The 24508-nt window shown below is 71.2% G+C and carries 25 protein-coding genes; 16 read left to right on the top strand and 9 right to left on the bottom strand.

The window, feature by feature from the left end:
- Window positions 1-4 precede the first annotated feature (4 nt).
- Genes F4562_RS19045 through F4562_RS19035 form a run of 3 tightly spaced genes read left to right on the top strand, consistent with a single transcriptional unit; the run spans window position 5 to window position 3113 of the window.
- Entirely contained in the window at window positions 5-868 is an 864-nt protein-coding gene (locus F4562_RS19045; protein ID WP_221207252.1) for an adenylate/guanylate cyclase domain-containing protein, read from the top strand.
- A 57-nt stretch (window positions 869-925) separates the two neighbouring features.
- The gene (locus F4562_RS19040; protein ID WP_184542872.1) at window positions 926-1594 is read left to right on the top strand and encodes a Crp/Fnr family transcriptional regulator; all 669 of its coding nucleotides are present in this window, start codon (window positions 926-928) and stop codon (window positions 1592-1594) included.
- A 46-nt stretch (window positions 1595-1640) separates the two neighbouring features.
- A complete protein-coding gene (locus tag F4562_RS19035; protein WP_184542874.1) occupies window positions 1641-3113 on the top strand; it encodes an MFS transporter in 1473 nt (490 codons plus the stop codon).
- 162 nt (window positions 3114-3275) lie between these two features.
- Here F4562_RS19035 and F4562_RS19030 read toward each other — a convergent pair whose 3' ends face one another.
- Complete coding sequence (locus F4562_RS19030; protein ID WP_446459026.1) at window positions 3276-5369, bottom strand: PhoX family protein; 2094 nt, start codon at window positions 5367-5369, stop codon at window positions 3276-3278.
- 147 nt (window positions 5370-5516) lie between these two features.
- Here F4562_RS19030 and F4562_RS19025 point away from each other — a divergent pair, with 147 nt between their 5' ends.
- Window positions 5517-5972 carry a sterol carrier family protein gene (locus F4562_RS19025; RefSeq protein WP_184542876.1) on the top strand — a complete coding sequence of 152 codons (456 nt, stop codon included), beginning with the start codon at window positions 5517-5519 and terminating at the stop codon, window positions 5970-5972.
- 168 nt (window positions 5973-6140) lie between these two features.
- Here F4562_RS19025 and F4562_RS19020 read toward each other — a convergent pair whose 3' ends face one another.
- On the bottom strand, window positions 6141-7703 hold the full coding sequence (locus F4562_RS19020; RefSeq protein WP_184542877.1) for a DUF4190 domain-containing protein: 1563 nt from the start codon (window positions 7701-7703) through the stop codon (window positions 6141-6143).
- A gap of 172 nt (window positions 7704-7875) precedes the next feature.
- Here F4562_RS19020 and purF point away from each other — a divergent pair, with 172 nt between their 5' ends.
- On the top strand, window positions 7876-9321 hold the full coding sequence (gene purF, locus F4562_RS19015) for an amidophosphoribosyltransferase (RefSeq protein WP_184542879.1): 1446 nt from the start codon (window positions 7876-7878) through the stop codon (window positions 9319-9321).
- A 46-nt stretch (window positions 9322-9367) separates the two neighbouring features.
- Window positions 9368-10393, top strand: a complete 1026-nt coding sequence (purM, locus tag F4562_RS19010; RefSeq protein WP_184542881.1) for a phosphoribosylformylglycinamidine cyclo-ligase — start codon at window positions 9368-9370, stop codon at window positions 10391-10393.
- A gap of 305 nt (window positions 10394-10698) precedes the next feature.
- On the opposite strand, the gene F4562_RS19005 is transcribed toward purM, so the two are convergent.
- Together F4562_RS19005 and F4562_RS19000 are read right to left on the bottom strand one after the other, a co-directional pair.
- Entirely contained in the window at window positions 10699-10932 is a 234-nt protein-coding gene (locus F4562_RS19005) for a DUF3073 domain-containing protein (RefSeq protein ID WP_184542883.1), read from the bottom strand.
- A 150-nt stretch (window positions 10933-11082) separates the two neighbouring features.
- The gene (locus tag F4562_RS19000; RefSeq protein ID WP_184542885.1) at window positions 11083-12186 is read right to left on the bottom strand and encodes a Glu/Leu/Phe/Val family dehydrogenase; all 1104 of its coding nucleotides are present in this window, start codon (window positions 12184-12186) and stop codon (window positions 11083-11085) included.
- Window positions 12187-12375: 189 nt separating this feature from the next.
- Here F4562_RS19000 and F4562_RS18995 point away from each other — a divergent pair, with 189 nt between their 5' ends.
- The gene (locus F4562_RS18995) at window positions 12376-13233 is read left to right on the top strand and encodes a DUF8083 family protein (RefSeq protein ID WP_184542887.1); all 858 of its coding nucleotides are present in this window, start codon (window positions 12376-12378) and stop codon (window positions 13231-13233) included.
- A 319-nt stretch (window positions 13234-13552) separates the two neighbouring features.
- On the top strand, window positions 13553-13756 hold the full coding sequence (gene bldC / locus F4562_RS18990) for a developmental transcriptional regulator BldC (protein WP_013133571.1): 204 nt from the start codon (window positions 13553-13555) through the stop codon (window positions 13754-13756).
- A 160-nt stretch (window positions 13757-13916) separates the two neighbouring features.
- Here the strand turns inward: bldC and F4562_RS18985 are convergent, their stop codons facing one another.
- On the bottom strand, window positions 13917-14606 hold the full coding sequence (locus tag F4562_RS18985; RefSeq protein WP_311734047.1) for a TetR/AcrR family transcriptional regulator: 690 nt from the start codon (window positions 14604-14606) through the stop codon (window positions 13917-13919).
- 134 nt (window positions 14607-14740) lie between these two features.
- Here F4562_RS18985 and F4562_RS18980 point away from each other — a divergent pair, with 134 nt between their 5' ends.
- The 4 genes from F4562_RS18980 (at window position 14741) to F4562_RS18965 (ending at window position 18858) form a co-directional block, all read left to right on the top strand.
- Window positions 14741-15826 (top strand): LacI family DNA-binding transcriptional regulator, encoded by a 1086-nt coding sequence (locus tag F4562_RS18980; RefSeq protein WP_184542889.1) that lies wholly within the window; start codon window positions 14741-14743, stop codon window positions 15824-15826.
- 123 nt (window positions 15827-15949) lie between these two features.
- A complete protein-coding gene (locus F4562_RS18975) occupies window positions 15950-16195 on the top strand; it encodes a hypothetical protein (RefSeq protein WP_184542891.1) in 246 nt (81 codons plus the stop codon).
- A gap of 90 nt (window positions 16196-16285) precedes the next feature.
- On the top strand, window positions 16286-17176 hold the full coding sequence (locus tag F4562_RS18970) for an N-acetylmuramoyl-L-alanine amidase (protein ID WP_311734048.1): 891 nt from the start codon (window positions 16286-16288) through the stop codon (window positions 17174-17176).
- A 20-nt stretch (window positions 17177-17196) separates the two neighbouring features.
- The gene (locus F4562_RS18965; RefSeq protein ID WP_311734049.1) at window positions 17197-18858 is read left to right on the top strand and encodes a beta-N-acetylhexosaminidase; all 1662 of its coding nucleotides are present in this window, start codon (window positions 17197-17199) and stop codon (window positions 18856-18858) included.
- An 82-nt stretch (window positions 18859-18940) separates the two neighbouring features.
- Here F4562_RS18965 and F4562_RS18960 read toward each other — a convergent pair whose 3' ends face one another.
- The 4 genes from F4562_RS18960 to F4562_RS18945 form a co-directional block, all read right to left on the bottom strand.
- Window positions 18941-19144, bottom strand: coding sequence for a heavy-metal-associated domain-containing protein (locus tag F4562_RS18960; protein ID WP_184542895.1), 204 nt, complete (start codon window positions 19142-19144; stop codon window positions 18941-18943).
- Between the two features lie 72 nt (window positions 19145-19216).
- Window positions 19217-20314, bottom strand: a complete 1098-nt coding sequence (locus tag F4562_RS18955) for a quinone-dependent dihydroorotate dehydrogenase (protein WP_184542897.1) — start codon at window positions 20312-20314, stop codon at window positions 19217-19219.
- A gap of 6 nt (window positions 20315-20320) precedes the next feature.
- The gene (locus tag F4562_RS18950; RefSeq protein WP_184542899.1) at window positions 20321-20665 is read right to left on the bottom strand and encodes an STAS domain-containing protein; all 345 of its coding nucleotides are present in this window, start codon (window positions 20663-20665) and stop codon (window positions 20321-20323) included.
- Entirely contained in the window at window positions 20662-21285 is a 624-nt protein-coding gene (locus F4562_RS18945) for a GAF and ANTAR domain-containing protein (RefSeq protein ID WP_184542901.1), read from the bottom strand. The genes F4562_RS18950 and F4562_RS18945 overlap by 4 nt, the downstream gene beginning before the upstream one ends.
- A 591-nt stretch (window positions 21286-21876) precedes the next feature.
- On the opposite strand from F4562_RS18945, the gene F4562_RS18940 reads away from it, so the two are divergent.
- From F4562_RS18940 to F4562_RS18925, 4 genes are all read left to right on the top strand, one after another.
- Complete coding sequence (locus F4562_RS18940; protein ID WP_184542903.1) at window positions 21877-22260, top strand: hypothetical protein; 384 nt, start codon at window positions 21877-21879, stop codon at window positions 22258-22260.
- Between the two features lie 154 nt (window positions 22261-22414).
- Window positions 22415-23098, top strand: coding sequence for a phosphatase PAP2 family protein (locus tag F4562_RS18935; RefSeq protein ID WP_246473478.1), 684 nt, complete (start codon window positions 22415-22417; stop codon window positions 23096-23098).
- Between the two features lie 40 nt (window positions 23099-23138).
- Window positions 23139-23804 carry a phosphatase PAP2 family protein gene (locus tag F4562_RS18930; RefSeq protein ID WP_184542907.1) on the top strand — a complete coding sequence of 222 codons (666 nt, stop codon included), beginning with the start codon at window positions 23139-23141 and terminating at the stop codon, window positions 23802-23804.
- 304 nt (window positions 23805-24108) lie between these two features.
- On the top strand, window positions 24109-24399 hold the full coding sequence (locus F4562_RS18925; protein WP_184542909.1) for a hypothetical protein: 291 nt from the start codon (window positions 24109-24111) through the stop codon (window positions 24397-24399).
- Window positions 24400-24508 lie beyond the last annotated feature (109 nt).

Here is a 24508-nt window from a genome sequence, read left to right as displayed (position 1 = left end):
ACTGGTGGACGACGGGCGGGTCGGTGTGGGCTCCGCGCGGTACGGTCTGGACGACTTCCCCGATGCCGGGCCGATCCGCCTGGCCAACAGGGTGATCCACCCGCTGACGGTGAAGGGACGCCTGGCCGGTGCGCTGGAGGTGCCGGTCGGCCGTACCCCGCACGACGAGGCGCTCGCCGCCACCCTGGCGGGCCAGCTGTCCATCTCTCTGGAGAACGCCCGGCTCTACCGCGAGCTGGAGACGCTCTTTCGGCAGTACATGTCGCCGGACGTGGCCCAGTCGCTGCTGGCCGATCCCCGCACCGCGGCACTCGGCGGCGAGCTGGTCGAGCTGACCGCGCTCTTCGCCGATCTGAAGGGCTTCACCAGTTTCTCCGAGCGGGTGGCGCCTGGTGAGATCGTCGAGATGCTGAACCGCTACCACTCCGCCGCGGTGCCCATCATCCTCGGCAACGGCGGCACGATCGTGCAGTTCGTGGGGGACGCGCTGCTGGCGCTGTTCAACGCGCCGGCCCGGCAGGAGGACCACGCGACCGCGGCGGCCAGGGCGGCACTGGCCATGCAGGAGGCAGCCGAGGAGATCGTGGCCGCCATGCCCGGTTATCCCCGCTTCAGGATCGGGATCAACACGGGTCAGGCGCTGGTGGGCAACATCGGCAGCCCGGAGCTGCGCGGCTTCAACGCGATGGGCGACTGCGTCAACGTGGCCGCCCGCCTGGAGGGCGTCGCCGAGCCCGGCACCGTCGTGATCGGCCAGGCCACCCTCGACCTGATCGGCCCCGGGGCCAGGGTCCGCCCGCTGGGCGGGCTCAGCCTCAAGGGCAAACAACACCCCGTCCACGCCTACGTGCTGTCGGGCCTGTCCTAGCCGTACGCTCGGCCGGGGATCCGTCCACGTCACCAGCGAGATCACCAGGAGGTGATCATGAATTTCACCCCGGAACCGGGTGAGTTCATCACGATGCTCACGAGTGAGGAGATCACGGCCCTGTACGCCGCCGGGCGTCCCCGGCGCTGGGACCGGGGCGCCACGATGTTCACCGAGGGCGACGTGTCCGACTGGGTGCTCCTGCTGACCTCCGGCCGGGTCAAGGCGTCCTCGCACACCGCGGTCGGCAGCGAGGTGGTGCTCGCGGTGCGCGGGCCGGGCGCGCTGCTCGGCGAGTTCGCGGCGATCGACCGCCTGCCCAGGTCGGCCACGGTCACCGCGCTGGAGCCGGTCGAGGGGATCGTCGTCCGTGACTTCCCCGCCTACCTCCAGGAGAACGGGCGGGTGGCGGTGCTGCTCATGCGGCTGATCACCGCCAAGATGCGCGACTCCGACCGCAAGCGGATCGAGTACGGCGCGTTCGACACCGCGGGCCGGGTGGCCACCCGCCTGGTCGAGCTGGCCGAGCGGTACGGCGAGGCGGTCGACGGCGGCGTCCGGGTGTCGCTCCCGCTCTCCCAGGATGAGCTGGCCGGCTGGACCGGCGCCTCCCGGGAGGCGGTCAGCAAGGCTCTGCGTTCACTCCGCGACCGGGGCCTGATCGAGACCGGCCGCCGCCGTGTGATCGTCCATGACATGGACGGCCTGCGCAGGAGAGCCCACTGACGCCCCGCGCCGCGACTGACGTACAACGTACGTCAGACTGGGAATCATGGTCGCAGTTCCCCAAGATCTGCCCGGTTCCCCGGAATACCTGTCAAAGCTCCGTTACGCCTGGCGGGTCTGCTCGGTCACCAGCCTCGGCATGGTCCTGATCGGCGTCTCCGGCAGCACGTTGAACGTGGCACTCCCCGCCGTGGTCCGGCACTTCCGGGCGGACGCGTTCGCCTCGGGCTGGGTCCTGCTGTCCTTCCTCCTCGTCAACACCGCGAGCCTGGTCTTCTTCGGCCGGGTGGCCGACCTGCTGGGCCGGCGGGAGATCTACCTGGCGGGGTTCGCCCTGTTCACCGCCGGGTCGTTGCTCGCCGGACTCTCGCCGGGCGTCTGGTTCCTGATCGCGATGCGGGTGGTGCAGGCGGTCGGGGCGGCGATGATCCTGGCGAACGGAACCGTGATCATCACCGACGCCTTCCCTCCGGACCGGCTCAGCCAGGGCATGGGCGTCTACATCGGCACGCTCTCGGTGGCCCAGCTCGCCGGGCCGACCCTGGGCGGTCTCGTCGCCGACATCGCCGGTTGGCAGTGGATCTTCTGGGTGAACGTGCCCGCCGGGCTGGTCGCCCTCACCTGGGGGGCGTTCACCCTGCGCCGGGCTCCCCGCGGGCCGCGCCGGCCGGTGGACGCGCCGGGCAACCTGATCGTGTTCGCCGTGCTCTCGGCGGCCCTGATCGCGCTGTCCGAGGCGGGGTCACGGGGTCTGAACAGCCCGGTGGTGCTGGCCGGGGCGGCGGTCGCGGTGGCGCTGGTCCCGGTCCTGGTGTTCGTGGAGCGTCGTTCCCCCAACCCGGTGCTCGACATGCGGCTGTTCGGCGACCGCATGCTGGCCTTCGCCAACGCGGCCTCGTTCTGCAACGCGCTGGCACGCGCGGCGCTGGTCCTCCTGGTCGCCCTCTACTTCCAGGCGGCCAGGGGCGTCGACGCCGTCACCGCCGCGCTGGGCGTGCTGCCGGTGCCGATCGGCATGGCCCTGGCCTCACCGGTGGCGGGTGCCGCCGGCCGCCGGGTGCCGCCCTACGCGCTGTCCGTGGGCGGAGCCCTGATGAGCACGGCGGGACTGGGTGCGCTGTTCCTGACCGTGGACCCGGCCACGCCGTACTGGATCGTCGGGGCGGGCCTGTTCCTGTGCGGCTGCGGCAGCGGCACCTTCCTCACCGGCAACACCACGCAGGTCATGTCCGCGCTGCCCGCCGGAAGCATGGGCGTGGTGAACGGCTTCCGGCTCATGATCATGAATGTCGGGATCGTGCTCAGCGTCGCCCTCACCCTGAGTGTCCTGACCGGCTCGGTCAGCGCCGGGCTGCGTGCCCAGGTGTACGCGGGCACGCTCTCACGCGTCTCGCCGGTGGCCGTCGAGCAGCTGATGGACGGGTTCCGCAACGCCTACGCCATGTTGTTCGCCGTCGCTCTGGCGGGCACCCTGACGGCCGCCCTGGCGCGCACCCGCCGGGACCCCGGCGCACCGTAGCGGGACGGCACGGGACCGGCCGGCTCCGAAGCGGGAGCGGCCCGCCGGGCCGGTGGGTGTCACCCCACCGGTCCGGCGGTGGTTCGGCTCACGCCCGTCCCCGGACACCGTCCGGGGACGGCTCGCGCCTGCTCCCGGGACGGTCGCGAGCCGGGACCGGGCTCAGGAACCGATCTTCTTGCCTCCGGTGTGCCAGACGACCGCGACGGACGGGCGGGGCTGGGCGGTGCCGCCGTCGGGCCAGTGGCTGCTGGGAGTCTCCGGGCTGGCGTCGTCGGTCTCACCGGGGTGCTGCACGGCCACGAAGACGCTGCGCTGGTCCTTGCTGATCAGCGGACCGCACGTCTCCGCGCCGACCGGAACGCTGAGGAACTGGCGCAGGTGGCCGCGCTCGGAACCGCGTACCGGCATGACGAACAGGCCGTCGTTGGCACCGAGCTGGTTGCCGTCGGTGGAGATCCAGAGGTTGCCGTCGGCGTCGAAGGCGACGTTGTCCGGGCAGGAGATCGGCGAGACCTTGGTCTTGTCGAATCCGGCGAAGTAGGTGGCGGGGTCCTTCGGGTCGCCGCAGACCAGCGGCAGCGACCAGGCGAAGGTCGTGGCACCGGCGTCGTTGCGGCGTTCGGCGATCTCCAGGACGTGACCGTGCTTGTTGGACGCGCGAGGGTTCGCCTCGTCCGCCTGGGCCGGGGTCCGGTTGGAGTTGTTGGTCAGGGCCACGTAGACGCCGCCGGTGACCGGGTTGCGCTCCACGTCCTCGGGACGGTCCATCTTGGTCGCGCCGACCTTGTCGGCCGCCACCCGGGTGTAGACGAGCACCTCGGCGGCGGTCATCCCGGGCACGTGCGAGACGTTCCCGGTGACCAGCGGGATCCACTCGCCGGAGCCGTCGAACCCGCCGTCGGCGGGGAGCTTGCCGGAGCCGTCGATCTCGGCGGCCGGGCTGTCACCGGTGAACTTGGCCACGTACAGCGTGCCGTCGTCCAGCAGGGTCCGGTTGTGCCGGTCGAACCCGGGGATGTAGCGCTTCCTGGAGACGAACTTGTAGACGTACTCGAACCGGGAGTCGTCCCCCATGTAGGCCACGACCCGGCCGTCCGCGGCCAGGGAGGTGGTGGCGCCTTCGTGCGCGAACCGGCCCAGGGCGGTGCGCTTGATCGGCGTGGAGTCGGGGTCGAACGGGTCGATCTCCACGATCCAGCCGGTCCGGTTGATCTCGTTGGGGTGCTTGGCCAGGTCGAACCGCTCCTCGACCCGGTCGAAGCGGCGGCTGCCGCTCGGGATGCCCGTCGTGGGGCTCACGCCGTACCGCGAGAGGTAGGGCTTCTGCGCCTCGGGCACGCCGTTGCCGTTGACGAAGTACTGGTTGAAGTTCTCCTCGGCGGTGAGCACGGTGCCCCACGGGGTGGTGCCGCCGGCGCAGTTGTTCAGCATGCCGACCGGCTTGGTGCCGGACGGGTCGGCGGCGGTCTTGAGCAGGTCGCTGCCCGCCGCCGGGCCGGTGAACCTCATGGGGGTGTGTACGGTGATGCGGCGGTTGTAGCGGCGACGCCCCCGGGTGACCAGCCGCCACTCGCCGGTGTCGCCCACGCGCTGGATCTCGACGACCGAGCCGCCGTGCGCGGCCATGCCGATCTTGATCTGCTCCTCGGTGGCGGACGTGCCGTCCTTGTAGCCGCGGAACATCAGCGTCTCGTCGGAGTACTCGTGGTTCACCCAGAGCAGGCCGCGGTTGTGGCCCATCGGGAAGAACGTCACGAAGTCGCAGTTGTAGCCGAACTGCGCGGCCTGAGCGTCGGCCGTCTGGTTCTCGAAGTCGAACTCGGGGGCGCCGGGCAGCACCGGGTCGCCCCAGCGCACCACGGCCACCGAGGCGTACCCCGCGGGGACCGTCAGCTTGTCGTCGGTGTTCGGTGCGACAGGGGTGAAACGCAGGCTGCCCCTCCCGCCGTGCCCGTTCCCGTGCCCGTTGCCGTGCCGGAAACCCTCCGCCTCGGGCTCCGGGTCGGCGACGGCCGGGAGGGCGGTGCCGACCCCCGTCCCGACGACCAGGGCGCCGAGGGCTCCGGCGCGGAGCATGTTGCGGCGGGAGACCGCCTGGGCCACCACGTCACCGAAGTACGGGTTGCCGCTGGTGTTGGTCACTTCGTGGGCGCACTGGTCGCCGCAGCGGAAACGGCAGGTGAGCGCGCTGCGGCCGCCCTTGTGGGGGCTGGTGAGCAGCGGGAGCAGTCGGCGCGGCGACATGTTCGCCACAGGTCCTCCAAAAGGAAGCGAGGTCGTTGCGCCGGGACGTTACGGGTGCCATCCGAACCGGGGGTGAACGATGTTTGCCCGGGTGATGAACCGTTCGTCCGAATGATCCTTTGCGGTGGGCGGGCATCTTCACGGTGGGCGGGCATCATGGAAGGCGTGCCACCACACAAGCCCGATCCCGCCAAGGTCCGTGCCGCCCTCGACGGCCAGCTGATCGCCCTCGACGAGCCGCCCTACGACGGGCCCGAGAAGCTCACCGCGCTGCTGGGAGCCTGCGTCGGCGCGACCCTGCGCGCCTTCGAACGGGGGATCGTACCCGAGCGCGACGCGGCCCGGTTCGCTGTGCGCCACCTGCTGGACGAGCTGGCGACGACCGCCCCCGGCCGGACCGTCGAGGTGCGGGTGCCGCCGTACGCGGCCGTGCAGTGCGTCGAGGGGCCCTGCCACACTCGGGGCACCCCGCCGAACGTGGTCGAGACCGACGCGCGCACCTGGCTGGAGCTCGCCACCGGCCGGATGACCTGGGCCGAGGCGACGGAGGCCGGGAAGGTCACCGCGAGCGGGGCCAGGGCCGACCTCTCCGGCCACCTGCCACTGCGCTGACGATCTCTCCGGCCCACCGCGCCGGCGGTTCCTCCGGCCGTCCGTCACCACACGGCGATCTCTCCGGCCGCCCGCCGTGCCGGACGGCCGCTCCGGGCACCCGCCGCCGCGCCGAACCGCCGGAGGCCGGCCGCGTCGCCCACCTGGGGAGACGCGACCGGCACCGGGTCAGGACCCGGTCTCGATCTGGACCCCGAACCGATCCTCGATGCAGCGCTGCTGCAGTTGCGGGGGCAGGTTGAGGCAGTCGCCCGCCCGGTTGTAGACCCAGGCGACGAACACCGCGGCGAGAACCAGGGTGAGGACGCTCAGGACGATGCCCACCCAGGCCCGGCCCTTGTTGGAGCCCTTGGCGACCGCGACGATGCCGATGATCAGGCCGACGAGCGCCGGCAGCACGCCGATCCCGCAGACGACGAGCAGCAGGATGCCGGCGATGCCCAGGACGAGCGCGGCCGTGCCCAGGCCGCCGCCCTGCTTCGCGGGACCGCCCGGGTAGGCCGGGTACGGCGTGCCGCCCGGGTAGACGGGCGTGCCGGGCATCGGCTGCCCCGCGTACGGCCCGCCGGCCGGAGGCCGGTCCGCGTACGACTCGCCACCGGTCCGTGGCTGCGCGGAGTACGGTTCACCGGCGTGCGGCTCACCGGGCCGGGACTGCTCCGGATGCGCTTCACCGGCTCGGGGCGGGGTGCCCTCGTGGGACGGGTACGACCTACCGGCCGGTGGCGGCCCCTGCTGCCAGGTCCCGCCCTGGCCTGGAAGGTGCCCCGGCTGGGTGGTGTCGTGCTCGTCCTGGTCCGCGTCCCGGTCGCCGTGGTCCGGGACGCCCTCCGGGACCGTCGGCGGGTCGTAGCGCGAGGGGCGGGCGGAGGCCGGGATCCCGGACGGTCCCGGCCCACCGGCGGGCTCCGCGGCGCTCTCCCAGCCGGGGTAGGCGGGGGGCGTGGCACCCGGCACCGGGTGAGCGGGCCGCTCCTCCTCCCGGTCCTCCGCTGCCGCGTCCGCCCGGTCCTCCGCTGCCGCGGCGTCCGGCCGCGGGTAACCCGGCGAGCCGTATGTCATCGTGGCGTTCGGATCGACCTGCTGCGGGCCGGGCACCTCCGGCGCGCGCGGCTGGTCCGGGTGCCGCGGGAGCGACGGCTCCTCGGGCACCGGCGACGACGGCCGTTCCGGGAGGTCCGGCTCGTCGGGCTCGGGGGACCACGGGGTGGGCTCCCCCGGCTCGCCCGGTCCCGCCGGTGTCGTCGCGGACGGCCGGTCGGCGGGCTCCTGCGGCCACACGCGCTCGTCGGCGGACGACTCCCAGCCCGGCGTGGGGCCCCGCCCGGACGGCTCCCAGGCCGGTGTCCCCGTCCGCTCGACGGGTTCCCACGCGGGCGTCACAGTCGGCTCGGACGGCTCCCAGGCGGGCGTCCCGCCCGCTCCCGGCGGTTCCCACCGGGACGCCCCGGGCGGTCCGGAGGGTTCCTCCGCGGGGCCGGAACGTTCCATCCACTCCTGCGCCGACGCGCCGGACGACTGCGGCCCGGTGTCGGGCCCGGGCGGAGGGGAGACGGCGTGGGCGGAGGGTTCACCCGAGCGAGGAGGGGCGGCCCCGGGTCGGGAGGCGGCCTGCTCGTCCTGAGCCGTCGGCTCCTCGGAGGCGCTCGGCGGCTCCTCCGAGCCGGACCCTTCCCGCTCGGGCCGCCCGCCCTGCGGCTCACGCCGCCGGCCGGGCTGGTTCGGGTCCATGGGTGTTATCACGTCTGCTCTCCCGACGCTTGGACATGCCGGATACCTCACACTCCCCTGCGACCCGCCGATCAAACAGGACGACACGGCAAAACACTGACGATCATTTGGTCACGGTGAGCCATGTCACGAAAAGGACCCTGGGCGCGAGCAACGAACAGGCCAACCTAGAATGAACCACGTGCTGAAGGGCGACGGCCATCTGAGCCATGACCTTGACCCCCACGACCGGCCCCCGAAAGACGCATGTGGCGTCTTCGGCGTCTGGGCTCCTGGGGAAGAAGTCTCCAAACTCACCTACTACGGGCTGTACGCGTTGCAGCACCGCGGCCAGGAGTCCGCGGGCATCGCGGTCAGCGAGGGCAGCCGCATCCTGGTCTACAAGGACATGGGCCTGGTCGCCCAGGTGTTCGACGAGTCGGTGCTCGGCACCCTCCGCGGCCACCTGTCGATCGGCCACTGCCGCTACTCGACCACCGGGTCGAGCGTCTGGGAGAACGCCCAGCCGACTCTGAGCTCGACCGAGGAGGGCGGGCTCGCGCTCGCCCACAACGGCAACCTCATCAACACCCCGGAGCTGGCACGCCGTCTGGCGCCGGGGTCGACCAGGGCGACCACCGACACCGAGGTGTTGACGTCGCTGCTCGCGCAGGACCGCACCCAGTCCATCGAGGACGCCGCCGCCGAACTCCTCCCGCAGGTCAAGGGCGCCTACTCGCTCGTCTTCATGAGCGAGAAGACGCTGTACGCGGCCCGTGACCCGCAGGGCGTCCGCCCGCTGGTGCTGGGGCGCCTGGAGCGCGGCTGGGTCGTCGCCTCCGAGACCGCCGCGCTGGACATCGTGGGCGCCACGTTCGTCCGCGAGATCGAGCCCGGTGAGCTGATCACCATCGACGAGCGCGGGGTGCGCTCGCGCAGGTTCGCGCTGGCCGATCCCAAGGGCTGCCTGTTCGAGTACGTCTACCTGGCCCGGCCCGACACGACGATCGCCGGCCGCGGTGTGCAGACCACCCGGGTCGAGGTCGGCCGCGTGCTGGCCCGGGAGCACCCGGTCGAAGCGGACCTGGTCATCCCGACCCCCGAGTCGGGCACGCCCGCCGCCGTCGGCTACGCCGAGGAGAGCGGGATCCCGTACGGCCAGGGTCTGGTGAAGAACTCCTACGTCGGCCGCACCTTCATCCAGCCGTCGCAGACGATCCGCCAGCTGGGCATCCGCCTGAAGCTCAACCCGCTGAAGGAGGTCGTCGCCGGCAAGCGCCTGGTCGTCGTGGACGACTCGATCGTCCGGGGCAACACGCAGCGGGCGATCGTCAAGATGCTGCGCGAGGCGGGTGCCCGCGAGGTGCACGTCCGCATCTCCTCGCCGCCGGTGGCCTGGCCGTGTTTCTACGGCATCGACTTCGCCACCCGGGCCGAGCTGATCGCCGGCTCGCTGAGCGTGGAGGAGATCCGCGCGTCGCTGGGTGCCGACACGCTGGGCTACATCTCGCTGGAGGGCCTGACCGAGGCCACCACGATCCCGGCGAAGCGGCTCTGCCGCGCCTGCTTCGACGGCGAGTACCCGATCCCGATCGACCAGGACAACGTGGGCAAGTACGTGCTGGAGGCCAAGCTGTGAGCAGGCCAGTCAGCCGACCGGCCCGGACGACGAGGAGTGCCGTCGCATGACCAGCTACGCCGCCGCCGGGGTGGACATCGACGCGGGTGAGCGTGCCGTCGAGCTGATGAAGGCGAAGGTCGCGCGGTCGCGGCGGCCCGAGGTGGTCGACGACGCCAGCGGCTTCGCCGGTCTCTTCGACGCCTCGGCGCTGCTGGGCTACCGGCGTCCGCTGCTGACCACGTCGACCGACGGTGTCGGCACCAAGGTCATGCTGGCGCAGCGGCTGGACAAGCACGACACGATCGGCATCGACCTGGTCGGCATGGTCGTGGACGACCTGGTGGTCTGCGGTGCCGAGCCGTTGTTCATGACCGACTACATCGCCTGCGGCAAGGTCGTCCCGGAGCGGATCGCCGAGATCGTGGGCGGGGTGGCCGAGGGCTGCCGGATGGCGGGCTGCGCGCTCATCGGCGGGGAGACGGCCGAGCACCCCGGGGCCATGGGCGCCCAGGAGTACGACCTCGCCGGTGCCGCCACCGGAGTGGTGGAGGCCGACCGGATGCTCGGCCGCGACCGGGTCCGCGAGGGCGACGTGGTCCTCGCGCTGGCGTCCTCCGGCATCCACTCCAACGGCTACTCGCTGGTCCGGCACATCATCAAGCTGGCGGGGCTGTCGCTGGGGGCGGAGGTGCCCGAGCTGGGACGAACGCTCGGCGAGGAGCTGCTGGAGCCGACCAGGATCTATTCGCTCGACTGCCTGGAGCTGGCCCGTTCGGTCGACGTGCACGCATACGCGCACATCACGGGTGGCGGTCTGGCGGGCAACCTGTCCCGTTCCCTGCCGCCGACGCTGGACGCGCTGCTCGACCGCTCGTCGTGGACTCCGCCCGCCGTCTTCGAGGTGCTCGCCGGGCACGGCAAGGTGGCGCAGGCCGACATGGACCGCACCTTCAACCTGGGTGTGGGCATGGCCGCGATCGTCGGCCCCGACGCCGTGGACCCGGCCCTGGCCCTGCTCGCGGAGCGCGGCCTGCCGGCGTGGGTGCTCGGTGAGATCGTCGCCGGCGACGGTCAGGCGCGCTTCCGCTGACCGGTCGGCCGCCGGCCCGGTACCGCACGCCGGGCCGGCGGCCGACCGGCCCGCCCAGGGGGAATCGCCGAGCGGGCCGACCGGCCCCGGGAAACACCGGGCGAGCGGCCGGTCGGCCCGGGGCGCCACCGGGCCGCGGGCACCGGTCTCCGGCACTCACCCGCGGTGGAACCAGCGGGGGTGGACACACCAAAAGCGCCCCGGGCATCCCGGAGCGCCGTCGTGTCACCGACTCACACGGAGAAGGGCACCCGGTGGTCTCGCCGACCATCGGGTGCCCTGCTCACCGTCAACGTGGAGCTCACCTAGCGGCGACCGGAAGGCCCGTCTTCGCGGTCGTCCCCGGAGCCGAATTCATCGGCGTAGTCGGCGTACCGCTCCGCCAGCTCGTCGTAGGCGTCGTTGGAGTCGTCGTTGTGGTCGGAGTCGTCTCTGACTCCGAGCTCGTCGCGAAGACGGTCAAGATCAGTGCCACCGCTGTTGTACTTCAGCTGGCGAGCAACCTTGACCTGCTTGGCCTTTGCTCGGCCGCGCCCCATTGGCTCGACCCCCTCGTGTGGGGTCGTGCCCGACCCCTCGTCGCTAACGCACCACGCACTGACGCCACCTGAGTTGAGGCGTCAGCTCTCGTTCGCCTACAACCGTACCTGTTTTGCGCCCGGCTCGGTACGCCGTATGGACGCGAGGGGCTAGCGGCCCAGCCAAATGCCCCTAATCCGCCCGACTTCCGACATTCTGCGCTCGGCTAGCCTATCGGCTGCGACCGCAGGAGGGACGCCGTCCTCCGCCGCGCTGGCGAAGATCTTTAGAGTCGTTTCGTAGATCTGGGTGGCCTTTGCCTTGGCGCGATCCATGTTGAAGCCCTGGATCTCGTCCGCCACCTGGATGACCCCGCCCGAGTTGACGACGTAGTCGGGTGCGTAGAGGATGCCGCGGTCGGCGAGCTGCTTCTCGACCCCGGGGTGGGCCAGCTGGTTGTTGGCCCCGCCGCACACGATCGTGGCGCGCAGCCGGGCGACCACGTCGTCGTCCAGCGCACCGCCGAGAGCGCACGGCGCGTAGACGTCGATCTCGGCACCGGTCAGCTCCGCCCGCCCGGCGACCACCTCCACCTGCGGGTGACGCCGCCGCACCAGCTCCACGGCCCGCTCGCTGACGTCGCAGACGACGACCTCGGCGCCGTCTTCGACCAGGTGGTCCACCAGGCGGTGGCCGACCTTGCCGACCCCCTCGACGCCGACACGCCTGCCGCGCAGCGTGGGCGTGCCGTAGGTGTGCTCGGCCGCGGCGCGCATGCCCTGGAAGACGCCGTACGCGGTCAGGATGGAGGAGTCTCCGGCGCCGCCGTTGGCGAACGTGCGGCCGGTCACGTAGGAGCTCTCGCGGGCCACCACGTCCATGTCCTCGCTGTAGGTGCCCACGTCGCACGCGGTGAAGTAACGCCCGCCCAGCGACTGGACGAACCGGCCGTAGGCGCGCAGCAGCGCCTCGCTCTTGCCGGTCGCCGGGTCGCCGATGATGACGGCCTTGCCGCCACCGAGGTCGAGTCCGGCCAGGGCGTTCTTGTAGGCCATCGCCCGCGAGAGGTTGAGCACGTCGGCCAGCGCGGCCTGCTCGCTCTCGTACGGGTAGAACCTGGTGCCGCCGAGGGCGGGACCGAGGGCGGTGTTGTAGATCGCGATGATCGCGTGGAGGCCACTTCGCTCGTCGGAACAGAAAACGACCTGCTCGTGCCTCGCCTGGCTGCTTACCGGGCCCGCGTCCTTGTGGGACAACCCGAAGACGTCGGTCACTGTGGTGACTCCCAGTCATCCGTTCCCGCCGCACCGTCGCGGCGGAGATCACCCTCAGCGTAACCACAAGCGGGCGAAGGCACGACGTGCGCGTACGGCGTATCTCAGTGGCCGAGACAGGGAGATCTTGTCGCATCGAGAAGCGGCCAGATACGGACAACAACCGCCTCTTCATGACACGATGCGGTCGTGCTGCCCTATGCCGCGTACCTCCGAGTCTACGAACCGCTGGTCGCGTTCAGCCCGGCGGAGCGTGCCTCGTGGGCCGCGTACGCCGAGGCGACCGACCGGCCCCGCCGCGCGAGCGCGCTCCACGCCGAACACGGGGAGGCCGTGCGCCGCCTCCTGGGGGTGTCTCCGGCCCCCGCACCCGCGCAGGAGAGTCCCAACGCCTATCTCAGGCGTGTGGACGACGTCCTGTACGTCTGTCCCTGGCAGAGCAGGCTCAGATCATGGCTGGCCTTCTCGCGACTGCGGGGGACGACCCCGCCCAAGCTGATGGAGCGGTTCGTGCCGGCGGCGGTGGCCGAGCAGACGGCCGACGACTTCGACCGCTTCAAGCGTCGCGGCGGCTCGGCCGCGCTGCGCACCCACATCCGCAGTTCCACCTGGCACGTTCCCACATCCTGGTTCATCCCCTTCGACGGCAACGAGCGGTGGCTGGTCATCGACGGCGAGAACCCGCCCGGGGGCACGACCACCACCCGCAACCTGATCTACGTGACGTCCATGGCGCACGCCAGGCGCCGCAGCGCCCGGGCCCTGCAGATCATCCGCAGGCAGGTGGGCGAGGTCGCGGTCGCCGCCGACGTCGAGGACGTGGCCCGCTGGCTGGAGGAGTTCCATCCGCATTCACTGGTGGAACTCGACTACGGCGGCATCGTCAATCTCATGGACGACGACGAACTCCAGGGCGACGAGTCGGTGGCCGAGCTCGCGGCGGCGCTGACGGGTCTGGAGAAAGGCGAGGAAGACCTGGCATTCGCCATGTACCAGCGGGTGATCCTACGCTGGAGATCAATACAACTTCTCGAATCAGCAAACTGAGTCGCAAATCATCCCTTCGACCTGCGTAAGTAGGTCCGTCGATGACCGGGGATGCACCTACGAACTGAGTAGTTTGCCGTTTTCACTGCGATACCACGAAACGTGTCGCTAGAATCACCGAGCGTGACCACAACATGTACACAAGAGAGATGAGTCACTCAAAGACTCGCCAATCGCTCTACGTGGCTGTATGGTCACATCGGGTGATGCCGCATATGGTCCGAACAGCCGCACGCAAGGGGCCATACGAGGACATCCGTGACAAGCGTCAAGTCGCAGGATCGCTGTCGCCGGTCCACATGGAGGAGAGGCCGCACAAATGTCAGCTCGTACACCCGAGGCAGAGCCGCTGCTCACGCCCGCGGAGGTCGCAACCATGTTCCGCGTCGATCCCAAGACCGTGACCCGGTGGGCGAAGGCGGGCAAGTTGACGTCCATCCGCACCTTGGGCGGACACCGCCGGTACCGGGAGACCGAGGTTCGCGCACTGCTCGCGGGGATTCCGCAGCAGCGCTCGGAGTAAGACGGGGTCGTCACCGATCTAGGGGGGACATCGCGCGCTCACCCTCCGTGAGCGCGTAGGTCGAACGGGTTCTGTGGGGAGCGGCGTCGCCCGCCCGGCGCCGCCCCGGCACCCCTCCCCACGGAGACTCCGCACCCCTCCCCCGGCCCGGCCCGGGGCGCTACGCCGCCCCGTCTCCGGTCAGAGCCTCCAGAAGCTCCCCGACCTGCGGGTCGTGATCCGCCGCCACCCCGAACAACGCCACCATGTGGTCGACCAGCATGCGCTCCAGGACCGGGCGCTCGATGTCGCGGTGCTCCAGCCAGTCGAGGCCGGCCGTCTCGACGGAGGCGATCCAGGAACGCAGGGCGACGCGGAGAGCGGGCCCCGGTTCCTCGACACGCATCTGCTTCATGATCAGGCGCATCATCCGGCGCCTGACCGATTCGACGATCTCTCCGATCTCACCGCTGCGATTGGCCGGGCCGCCCCGCAGCAGCGCGGCGAAGCCCGCCGCGTGCTCCTCGACGAAGTCGAAGTAACGCCTGAGTCCTCCGGCCAGCTCCTCCAGCGGGCGCCCGCCGCCCTGGGGCCGCAGCCGCTCCTCCAACTGGGCCGCCGCGCTCCTCAGCGCGGCGACGTAGAGCTCCTGCTTGCCGCCGAAGTAGTGGTAGACCAGGGCACGCGACGCGCCGGCGGCGGAGGCGACGTCGTCGATCGACACGTTCCCGGTGTCCCGCTCACTGAACAGCTCCAGCGCCGCGGCCATGAGCTCCTCACGGCGCCGATCCACGCTGAGCCTGCGGCGCGCCGGCCGTGCGACCGCCGAGGCGGATTCGTGCTGCTCGGCGGCTCCGGATGTCGAACCCACGCCGTGCAGACTATCGGAGCCCCGCCCCGCACCGCCGAGGTCAAGATCGGACTTCCCTCCTCCCAACCCGTACCCCATTCGGAACTCGATCGTTTTCAGTGACAGGTGCCCATCCACCATCACGGGGGAGAGCCATGTCAGGACCGCCGGTCAACACCACCGCCACCCGAACTCAGGGGTTCGCCGACCCCGTCTTACCCGACGGGGCCGGGCCGCGCCCGCGGCCCACGATCCGCAACGTGGCCGAGCGCGCCGGTGTCTCCAAATCACTGGTGTCGCTTGTGCTACGCGGATCACCACACGTGAGCGAGCACCGCAGACAGGCGGTGCTGCAGGCCGCCAGAGACCTCGGCTACCGGCCCAACGCGGTCGCGCGCAGCCTGGTCGAGGGCCGCACCCACCTGGTCGGCGCGCTCGTCGCCGACCTGCACAACCCCTTCTACGCCGAGTTCCTGGACGGCCTCCAGGAGAGCCTGCACGGCGACGGGCTGCGGTTGCTCATCGGCAACAGCCAGTGGGACCCGGCCTTCGAGGACGAGGCGGTCGAGGCGTTCCTGGAACTGCGCGTCGACGGGCTCGTCCTGCTGGGCATCGCACCCACCAGTGGGACGCTCGTCGAGGCCACCGGCTACACGCCGACGGTCGTGGTGGGCGAGCGCGACATCGACCTCGGCGGCGTGGACATCGTCGTCGACGACGACCAGTTGGGTGCCCGCCTGGCCGTCGACCACCTCGTGGAGCTCGGCCACCGCCGGATCGCCCACATCGAGGGCACGGGCTCCTCCTCCGGCAGGTTCCGGTGCGAGGGCTACCTGGTGGCGATGCGCCGGCACTCGCTGGCGCCGTACATCATGGTCGAGGAGGGCGACTCCTCCGAGGATGGCGGCGCGCGCGCCGCGCACAACCTGCTGACCCGCTCCCCCGCACCGACGGCGATCTTCGCCGCCGACGACCGGGTGGCCCTGGGCGTGCTCGCCGCAGCCGCCGAGCTGGGTCTGCGGGTGCCCGAGGACCTGTCCGTCGTCGGGTACGACACCATGCGCCAGGCCGGACCCCAGCCGATCCCGCTGACCACCGTCGACCAGCCCCGCCGGGCCATGGGCCGCTCCGCGGCGACACTGCTGAACGACCGGATCGGCGACCCCCGCCAGGCCTCGCGGCTGCGTCAGATCGCCCCTCAGCTGGTCGTACGGCAGAGCACGGGACCCGTGGCGCGGTAAAGAGCCTGCCTGGAGCGTTACACGACGCCCAGGCAGGCTTCAGGAGCTCCCCAAGAGCGGGTCAACCTCATCGGCGGCGGTGTGTCGGCGGTGTTGACTCTGGCCGTGACGAGGGGGGTTGAAATGCGTGATCCTGAGCTGGTCGCATGCGCTCAGCGGGCCGCCGCCGAGTTGGAGCGGGCATGGACGCAGTGGCGGGCCGCCCGGGGCCGCGGCGACGCCGGAGCGGAGTCCGTGGCGAGCTACGTGGCCCATTCGATCGACCATCCGTGGGGGCGTCCGCGCGTCGTCCTCGGGCTGGACGCCGAGGACGCCAGGGAACTCGCCTCGCTCCTGCAGAAGCAGGAGGTCGGCGAGCACGTCTGGTAGCCGGGGGGGCATATCGGGGGGAACGGCCGATTCATGCCGTCGGGCCACGTAGGTTGGGTGGTTGACGATTCCTGCGAAAGGGATGGAAGCGTGACCGGCAAAGCACTCGCGGCGACCCTCGTCCTCTGCGGCCTGGGTGCCGCCGCATGCGGCGGCACCCAGGGCTCCGCCGCAGACCCGGCGCGGGGCGCCGCCGCCCCGTCCGCGGCGAACCCGGCGACGGCGGGCACGGCGCAGAGCACGGCCGCCCGGCCCGCCCGTGAGGCGGCGGAGCCCGCGACCGGCCCCGAGACGGCCGCGGCGGGCTCCAGCATCGAGGCCAAGCCGCTGAGCGGCAAGGTCGTCGTCATCGACCCCGGCCACAACGGGCAGAACTTCCGCCACCCGTCGGTGATCAACAAGAAGGTCAACGTCCTGACCCAGTGGAAGGCGTGCGACACCACCGGCACCGCCACCGCGAACGGTTACAGCGAGGCGGCCTTCACCTGGGACGTCTCCCAGCGTCTGGCAAAGATCCTCAAGAGCCGCGGCGCGACGGTGAAGCTGACCCGCGACGGCAACGACGGCGTCGGGCCGTGCATCACCGAACGGGCGGCGATCGGCAACAAGGCCAGGGCCGACGCGGCGATCTCGGTTCACGCCGACGGGTCGAGCCCCGGCAACCGCGGCTTCCACGTGATCATGCCGCGGAAGATCAAGGGGCCGGTCGACCCGGTGGTCGGAGCCTCCGAGAAGCTCGGCGTCGCCGTGCGCGACGCCTTCCGCAGCGGTACCGGCCTGCCGTACTCCACCTACATCGGCAAGGCGGCGCTCGACTTCCGCAACGACCTCGGCGGGCTCAACCTCTCCACGGTGCCCAAGATCTTCGTCGAGTGCGGCAACATGCGGAACGCGGGGGAGGCGGCCAAGTTCCAGCAGCCCGCCTTCCGGCAGAAGATCGCCCTCTCCCTGGCGAACGGCGTGCAGGACTACCTGCAATAGCCCTGCAATAGCGTGGCCGGGTGCGACTTGGCATGATCGGCGGCATGACGCACCTCCTGCCGCTTCCCGCCGCGGTCGTTCCCACCGGCGGTTCCGCCGAGCTCCCACCCGGGACCACCGTGGCCGGTCCCGCCGAACTGGTCGACGCGGTACGGCTCGCCCTGCCCGTGCTCGATCCGCGTCCCGCCGCCACGGGGACGATCATGGTGGAGTCCGCCGCGTCGCTCGGCGCCGAGGCGTACACCCTGGAGGTGACCGCGCAGGGCGTCCGGATCACCGCCGGAGGCCGGGCGGGGGCCTTCTACGCGGGGCAGACCCTCCGGCAGTTCCTCCCCGACGCGGCCTTCCGCACGGTGCCCCGGGCCGGGTGGACCGTGCCCTGCGGGCGGGTGGAGGACGCCCCCCGCTTCTCCTGGCGGGGGGTGCACCTCGATGTGGCGCGGCACTTCCTGCCCAGACGCGAGGTGCTGCGGATGATCGACCTCATGGCGGTGCACAAGCTGAACCGGCTCCACCTGCACCTGGTGGACGACCAGGGATGGCGCGTCGAGAGCCGTGCCCACCCGCGGCTGCACGAGGTGGGCTCGCACCGTCGGCGCACCCTCGTCAGCTACTACCGGGAGGAACCCGTCTTCGACGACGTGCCGCACGGCGGGTACTACACGCTGGACGACCTCGCCGAGATCGGCGCGTACGCGCGGGCGCGCGCGGTGACGGTCGTCCCCGAGATCGACGTGCCGGGGCACGCCTCGGCGATCCTCGCCGCCTACCCCGAGCTCGACGCCCGCGCCACCGGCGGGCGGCGTCCCGAGCCCTTCCACGTGCTGGAGCGGTGGGGCATCTCCCCCGCGATCCTGTCGCCGCTGCCCGGGACGATCGACTTCCTGACCGCGGTGTTCGAGGAGATCCTGCAGGCGCTGGGCGAGACCCCGTACGTCCACATCGGCGGGGACGAGTGCGTGCTCGACGACTGGGCCGCCTCCCCCGAGATCGTCGCCTTCCAGGCGGAACTGGGACTGGCGGGTCCCGCCGACCTGCACGCCTGGTTCCTGCGGCGGCTGGCCGACGTGCTGGCCGAGCGGGGCAGCCGGGCGGTGGTGTGGGACGAGGCGTTCGTCAGCGGCATGCTCAGGCCCGACACGGTCGTGATGCCCTGGCGCGGCCCGGGGGTGGCCCGCCGCGCCGCCGCGGCCGGGCACGACGTGGTGCAGACGCCCGTCTTCCCGCTGTACTTCGACTACGCCGAGGCCGCCTCCGAGCGGGAACCGCTGGCGATCGGCGACACGATCACCGTGTCCGACGTCGCCGCCTTCGACCCGGCGCCGGGGTCGTGGACGGATTCGGAGCGCGAGCGCGTGCTCGGAGCGCAGTTCCAGCTGTGGAGTGAACGGCTCCCCGACGCGCGGGCGGTCGACTACCGGGCCTGGCCGCGCGGGTGCGCGCTGGCCGAAGTCGCCTGGTCGGGTTCGGCCGGGCCCGGCTTCGACGCCCGGCTCGAAGGCCACCTGGGCCGCCTCGACGCGCTGGGCGTGGAGTACCGGCCGCCGGCCGGGCCGCGTCCCTGGCAGGAGGGCGGCACCGGCCGCCGTCGTCACCGCCCGGGGATCGTCAGGGTGGACGAGGCCATGCGGCATCTGGAGGAGATGACGCACGCCGCCGACTCCACCCGCCCCAGCATGTGATCATCCTGCGCCGCCGCCCCGGGACCTCTCGGGGCGGCGGACCGTCGAAGACCGCGCGGGGTCGGCCGAAGACCGCGCGGGGTCAGCCGGCCACCTCGTAGCCGGCCTCCTTGATGGCGGCGCGGACGGCCGCGTCGTCGAGGGACTCCCCGGAGACCTCGACCCGGCCGGTCGGCAGGTCGACCTCGACGCCGGTGACGCCCGGCACCTCGCCGACCTCCTCCTTGACGGAACTCACGCAGTGGCCGCAGGTCATGCCCGTGACGGTGTATGTGGTCACGCTCATCGTGCCTCCCATGTCGGTTCTTACCCACCCAGGGTATACGCCCGGACGGATGGAACCCGCCGGGGGTATGCCTCAGCCGGCGGTCCGCCCGATGATCTGCCGGAGGTCGACGACCTTGTGGCGGCGGAGGCGACGGGACAGCTCACGGTTGATCCGGTGGGCCCAGAGCGGCCCCTCGTAGATCAGTCCCGTGTAGCCCTGGACCAGCGTGGCCCCGGCGAGCAGGCGCTCCCAGACGTCGTCCACGTCCTCGACGCCGCCGACCGAGACGAGCACCAGCCGGTCGCCCACCCGGGCACGCAGCCGGCGCAGGACCTCCAGGGAGCGGGCCTTCAGCGGCCTGCCGGACAGGCCGCCCCGCTCGTCGCGGACCGCCCGGTCGCGGGGCCGCTCGGCCTCGGTCAGCGGCTCCCTGCCGATCGTGGTGTTGGTGGCGATGATGCCGTCCAGCCCGAGCTCCAGCGCCAGGTCCGCGACCGCGTCCACGTCCTCGTCCGCCAGATCGGGGGCGATCTTGACCAGCAGCGGGGTGCGCTTGGGGGTGCCGTCGGCGACCTCCTTGACCGCGCGCAGCAGCGGGCCGAGCAGCTCGACGGCCTGCAGGTCGCGCAGCCCGGGGGTGTTGGGCGAGCTGACGTTGACGACGAGGTAGTCGGCCAGCGGGGCGAGCTCCTTGGCGCTGGTCACGTAGTCGTCGACGGCGCCCGAGTCGGGCACGACCTTGGTCTTGCCGATGTTGACGCCGACGATCGCCGGGACCCCCCGGGTCCTGCCCAGCAGGCGGGCCGCGGCGCCCGCTCCGGCGTTGTTGAAGCCCATCCGGTTGATCACCGCGCGGTTCGCCGGCAGGCGGAACAGCCTGGGGCGGGCGTTGCCGGGCTGGGCGTGCGCCGTGATCGTACCGACCTCGACATGGCCGAAACCGAGCGCGGACAGGGCCTCCACGCAACCGGCCTCCTTGTCGAAGCCGGCCGCCAGGCCGAACGGCCCGGGGAAGTGGACGCCGAAGGCCTGCACGCGCAGTGCGGGATCACGCGGCGCGAGGCGGCGGTGGACCAGGCGCCTGAGCACCGGCGTCACCGAGAGAAGGCGAAGCGCGCGGACCGTCAGCCGGTGGGCGTCCTCCGGATCGAGGCGGCTGAGGACCTGCGTGAACACGAATCGATACATCACCGATCAGGTTAGTCCCCCGGCGGTGCGGTCGGCGTCGGCCGTACCACCGCAGTGGCGGATCAGCAGGTGACGATCGAACTCCAGAAGCCGCAGCAGTCGCGTCACTAGGCCGGACGGCCGCACGAGGGTCACCGTGCCGCCGAGGCGGCGGGCGTGTTCGTCGGCCCAGAGCAGCGTCCTCGCGCCCGCGCAGTCGAGGAAGGTCACATGGGCCAGGTCCAGCTCGATCGTCGCCGTGCCGAGCGCGCCGACGACGCGCCGCAGTTCGACACCCGTGACGACATCGAGGTCGCCGTAGACGACGATCTCCGCCCGGGCGGCCCCCTCCGGCGACGCGAGCAGGATCACCGCAGCTCGCCCGCCCCCTCGCCCAGCACCTCGGCGGCCAGGTCGGCGACGCGGCGACGGCTGTCGCGGGCCTGCTTGCGCAGGCCGGTGAACGCCTCGGTGGCGGTCATGTCGTGTTTGCCCATCAGATATCCGATCGCCCGCTCGATGACCACGCGGTAGTCGAGGGCATACTGCAACTGGTCGGCCAAGGCGCTCTTCTCCTCGGCGGCCATCGCCGCCATGAGCAACTGCTCGATCACGTCCGCGTAGCCGTAGAGCGCCTGGACGTCCGACTCATCCCATTCATACGCCGTGGACTGGTAGACGTTCAACGTGCCGACCGGCTCCCCGCCCAGCCGCACCGGCACCCCGGCGACCGCCCGCACATCGGGGTGGAGCCGGTCGGCGAGTTTCGGCCAGCGCGGGTCGGTGTGCACATCCGTGGAGGTGACCGCCGAATTCTGCTCGTACGCCGAAACGCACGGCCCCTGCCCGAGATAAAGCTGGGCACCCTCAAGACTGCGTCCGCGCTCGTCGGTGGCGACCAAATAACGCAGATCTCTGCCCTCCTCCGCAAACATCAAACCCGCACCCGAGTAGCCGAACATCGTGTTCACCACATCGACCGCACGTTCCAATTGATGGACTATGCCGGTCGCAGGGGAGGTCGTCTGAAGCCTTCTCAGGCTCGCCACCAGCGCTTCCGGATCAATGTGAGTCATATGTGTGGCGCCTTTCAGCGTCGGCCTGGTTACTTGACTTACGCACTACGACTTCCCAGGAATGGGAGAAATATGAGCGGGGGACCGGAGGGCCATGACCGTGGTCTCTCCCGGGTGTTCGCACGGCCGGGCTTTCACGGAATGCCGTTCACGGCTGATCCGGCCGTGGGAGCCGCGTGCCGGTTCGGCTGTTCCCCCACCAGGTGACGGCACCGGGAACACGGCCCGGATTCCGGGGAACCCTCGGCGGCACCGGGGCGGCCGGTGAGAGCGCCCGTCGTGCGGCTGACAGGCCGGGACATTCCGACGACCCGGGTCATGGGCGGGCTCCTCCACGTTGAGGTAGCTCCGCGGACACAGGGCGGAATGATCTACGGACAGCAAGCCTAGTGCCGCCCGATGACTCCGGCCAAGCGGTTCCCCCTTCCCCGGCCTGGGGGTGAGTCCGCATATAACCGTCAATACATCGTTAAACGTTCAGCAAACGAAGATCGTCAGGCTGGGTGCATGAGCAGCACGTCACGTTCGGCCGCCGTGCGACGGCGGCGCTCCCTGGCGCACGTCGTGCTCCGCGACCTCGCGGAGACCGGTGACGTCACCGTCCCCGCGTGGTGGGAGGACGACATCCGGCGCGAGTTCGGCGGCCTGGACGGGTTCCTGTCCGAGCTGAGCCGCCAGTGGTGGACGGCCTACGCCGCGTACCTGGACGCGCTGATCGAGCTGGGCCACGACGATCCGTCCCGCGCCTGGGACGATGTGGCCGAGCAGCTGCCGCACCTGCGCGCCGTACTCGACGCGTACGCCGGTGAGGTCGTGCTGGCCGAGGCCGAACGGCGCCACTGCGACGTCCTGCGCTGGACCGCCCGGCGGGAGCCCCGCCGCGCCGCCTGAACCCGGCCTCCTCCGGCCGGAGGAGGCATATCCGGCGGACATCGGGTAGCCATGGACGATGGTCAGGATTATCGATGGTCAGTCCTCGCACCGCCGGCCAGCAGACGATCATGCATCTGACCGGCGGCTGGGCATACGGCTGACCCTGGCGGTGATGGCCGCCTGGGTCTTCTCGGTGCCCTTCGCGCTCCTGCTCGTGTTCGTCAAGACCTCCTTCGTCCCGCTCGACTCCTTCGACAGGGGCGTCACCCTCGACATGCACGAGGACGCGCTGGAGAACCCCGGCTACACGGCCTTCCTCAGGGTGGCCACCGAGGTGTTCGGGCCGTGGACCTGGCGTGTGATGGTGGTGCTGGTGGCACTGTGGCTCTGGCGACGGGGGTCGCGGCGACTCGCCGTCTGGGCGGTCGCCACGATCACCTTCGGCGGCCTGCTGAACCTGGCGCTCAAGGAGATCGTCGACCGCGCCCGCCCCGACCTGCCGGACCCGGTGGCGTCCGCACCGGGTGCGTCGTTCCCCTCCGGCCACGCGATGGGTGCCGCGCTGGGTGCGTGCATCCTGATGCTGATCCTGCTCCCCTCACTGCGGAGCCGGGCCGCCCGGATCGTCGCCTGGGCCGCCGCGGCGGCCGTCGTGGCCTTCGTCGCCTACAGCAGGGTGGCGCTCGGCGTGCACTGGACCAGCGACGTCGTCGCGGGGGTCACGCTCGGTGTGGCGTTCGTCACGGGCACCGCGGCGGGCTACGAGACCTGGCGGCGGGGTGAGGGCCGCAGACCGGTCGTGGCGCCCGAGGAGGGCATCGAGCCCGAGGCGTTCCAAGGAACGGATCAGGGGTAGCTGGCGCGCCATGTCGAAAATGTCGGTGGATTTCCGGGGCGTGGCGCGCCTCATCCTCCTGCCACTGGCCGTCATGGCGGCTCTGACGCTCGGCGTCGGGCTCCTCATCACCAAGGTCCTGCAGACGACGACCCTCATCGCGAACGACCAGGGTGTCAACGCCGAGATGGCGAAGGACCGCACGCCCTACCTCAGCTCGATCACCGATGTGGTGTCGAGTCTCTCGGACACTCCGGTGATCATCATCGGCACCGTCCTGCTGGGCGTCGTCTTCCGCCTGGTCTTCAAGCGCTGGAACGAGTCGATCTTCCTGGCCCTGGCCGTCTTCTCCCAGTCGGCGATCTTCCTGCTGGCGACCGTCTTCGCCGAGCGCAAGCGGCCCGCGGTGGAGCACCTCGACCCCGCGCCGCCCACCTCCAGCTTCCCCTCCGGGCACACCAGCGCCGCGGTGGCCTTCTACTGCGGCGTCGCGCTGGTGCTGACCCTGCACACCCACCGGTACAGGATCCTCAACCTGCTGTGGTGGCTGGTCGGCCTGGGCATCCCCCTCGGGATCGCCTACTCGCGGATGTATCGCGGGATGCACCACCTGAGCGATGTGAGCTGGGGCTTCCTGCTCGGCCTGGTCTGCGTCGCGGTGGCGGCCAACGCGCTGCTCCTGCGGCCGGTGCTGACGGAGCGGGGCCGCGGGAAGGCGGTGGTGTAGTGGCCGGGCGGTCACGAGCGGCCCGGTGTGCGGCCCGGTCCGTCCGGAGCGGGAAGGACCGGTGTGACGCTCGGCACGGGAGATGGACAATCGCTACCGCTCGGCCCCGTGACATGAGACTGTGTGAAGCGGCGCGACCAAGCCTTACATCTGTCACTTCGTGTGCATCAATCATCACCATAAGTAACGAAGTAAGCTAGAAGTCCTCGGCAGGGAGATTGGTATCTCCCTCTCGGGGCACGAGCAGCCAGCCGGCCGGACCGACGAGCGTTCGACGGCTACCCTTACGGAAGGAAGCCGTCCCATGGATCGCCAGTCCGTCGTCTGCCATAAATGCACAGGCGTTCTCCTCGCCACCGACTCACGCACCTACACGGCGCAGCGCGGGCGGTTGATCCTGACCAACGGATACTGCACCTGCCCGGCCGCCGCGCAGGCGCCGGCGGACTCCGCCGACCTCCAGTCCCACCCCCAGGCCGAGCCCCAGCCCGCTCAGGCGCAGGGCCTGCAGCCCACCGTCCAGCCGCAGGCCCAGTCCGCCCAGGGACACCACCAGATCCAGACCACCGGCCAGAACGCGATGGTGGTCGCCTGACGGGCGCCCGAAACGCCACCGCGGTCTCGGGCGGCGGCCGACCGGCGCGGCTTCGGACAGCGGCCTGTCGGCGCCGAGTGCCCGGGGCGGTGTCTCCACTCCGTCCGGC

Origin of the sequence: Streptosporangium becharense (assembly GCF_014204985.1) — a bacterium.
Taxonomy (GTDB): Bacteria; Actinomycetota; Actinomycetes; order Streptosporangiales; family Streptosporangiaceae; genus Streptosporangium; species Streptosporangium becharense.
This window is presented reverse-complemented; position numbering and strand designations above follow the sequence as displayed.

Coding starts and splice junctions, on each gene's coding strand:
- purF (WP_184542879.1), top strand. CDS start 7,876: ATGAACCACGTGCTGAAGGGCGACGGCCATCTGAGCCATGACCTTGAC.
- bldC (WP_013133571.1), top strand. CDS start 13,553: ATGTCAGCTCGTACACCCGAGGCAGAGCCGCTGCTCACGCCCGCGGAG.
- F4562_RS19005 (WP_184542883.1), bottom strand. CDS start 10,932: ATGGGGCGCGGCCGAGCAAAGGCCAAGCAGGTCAAGGTTGCTCGCCAG.
- F4562_RS18940 (WP_184542903.1), top strand. CDS start 21,877: ATGAGCAGCACGTCACGTTCGGCCGCCGTGCGACGGCGGCGCTCCCTG.
- F4562_RS18955 (WP_184542897.1), bottom strand. CDS start 20,314: ATGTATCGATTCGTGTTCACGCAGGTCCTCAGCCGCCTCGATCCGGAG.
- purM (WP_184542881.1), top strand. CDS start 9,368: ATGACCAGCTACGCCGCCGCCGGGGTGGACATCGACGCGGGTGAGCGT.
- F4562_RS18925 (WP_184542909.1), top strand. CDS start 24,109: ATGGATCGCCAGTCCGTCGTCTGCCATAAATGCACAGGCGTTCTCCTC.
- F4562_RS18975 (WP_184542891.1), top strand. CDS start 15,950: ATGCGTGATCCTGAGCTGGTCGCATGCGCTCAGCGGGCCGCCGCCGAG.
- F4562_RS18960 (WP_184542895.1), bottom strand. CDS start 19,144: ATGAGCGTGACCACATACACCGTCACGGGCATGACCTGCGGCCACTGC.
- F4562_RS19040 (WP_184542872.1), top strand. CDS start 926: ATGAATTTCACCCCGGAACCGGGTGAGTTCATCACGATGCTCACGAGT.
- F4562_RS19025 (WP_184542876.1), top strand. CDS start 5,517: ATGGAAGGCGTGCCACCACACAAGCCCGATCCCGCCAAGGTCCGTGCC.
- F4562_RS19020 (WP_184542877.1), bottom strand. CDS start 7,703: ATGGACCCGAACCAGCCCGGCCGGCGGCGTGAGCCGCAGGGCGGGCGG.
- F4562_RS18935 (WP_246473478.1), top strand. CDS start 22,415: ATGGCCGCCTGGGTCTTCTCGGTGCCCTTCGCGCTCCTGCTCGTGTTC.
- F4562_RS19035 (WP_184542874.1), top strand. CDS start 1,641: ATGGTCGCAGTTCCCCAAGATCTGCCCGGTTCCCCGGAATACCTGTCA.
- F4562_RS18980 (WP_184542889.1), top strand. CDS start 14,741: ATGTCAGGACCGCCGGTCAACACCACCGCCACCCGAACTCAGGGGTTC.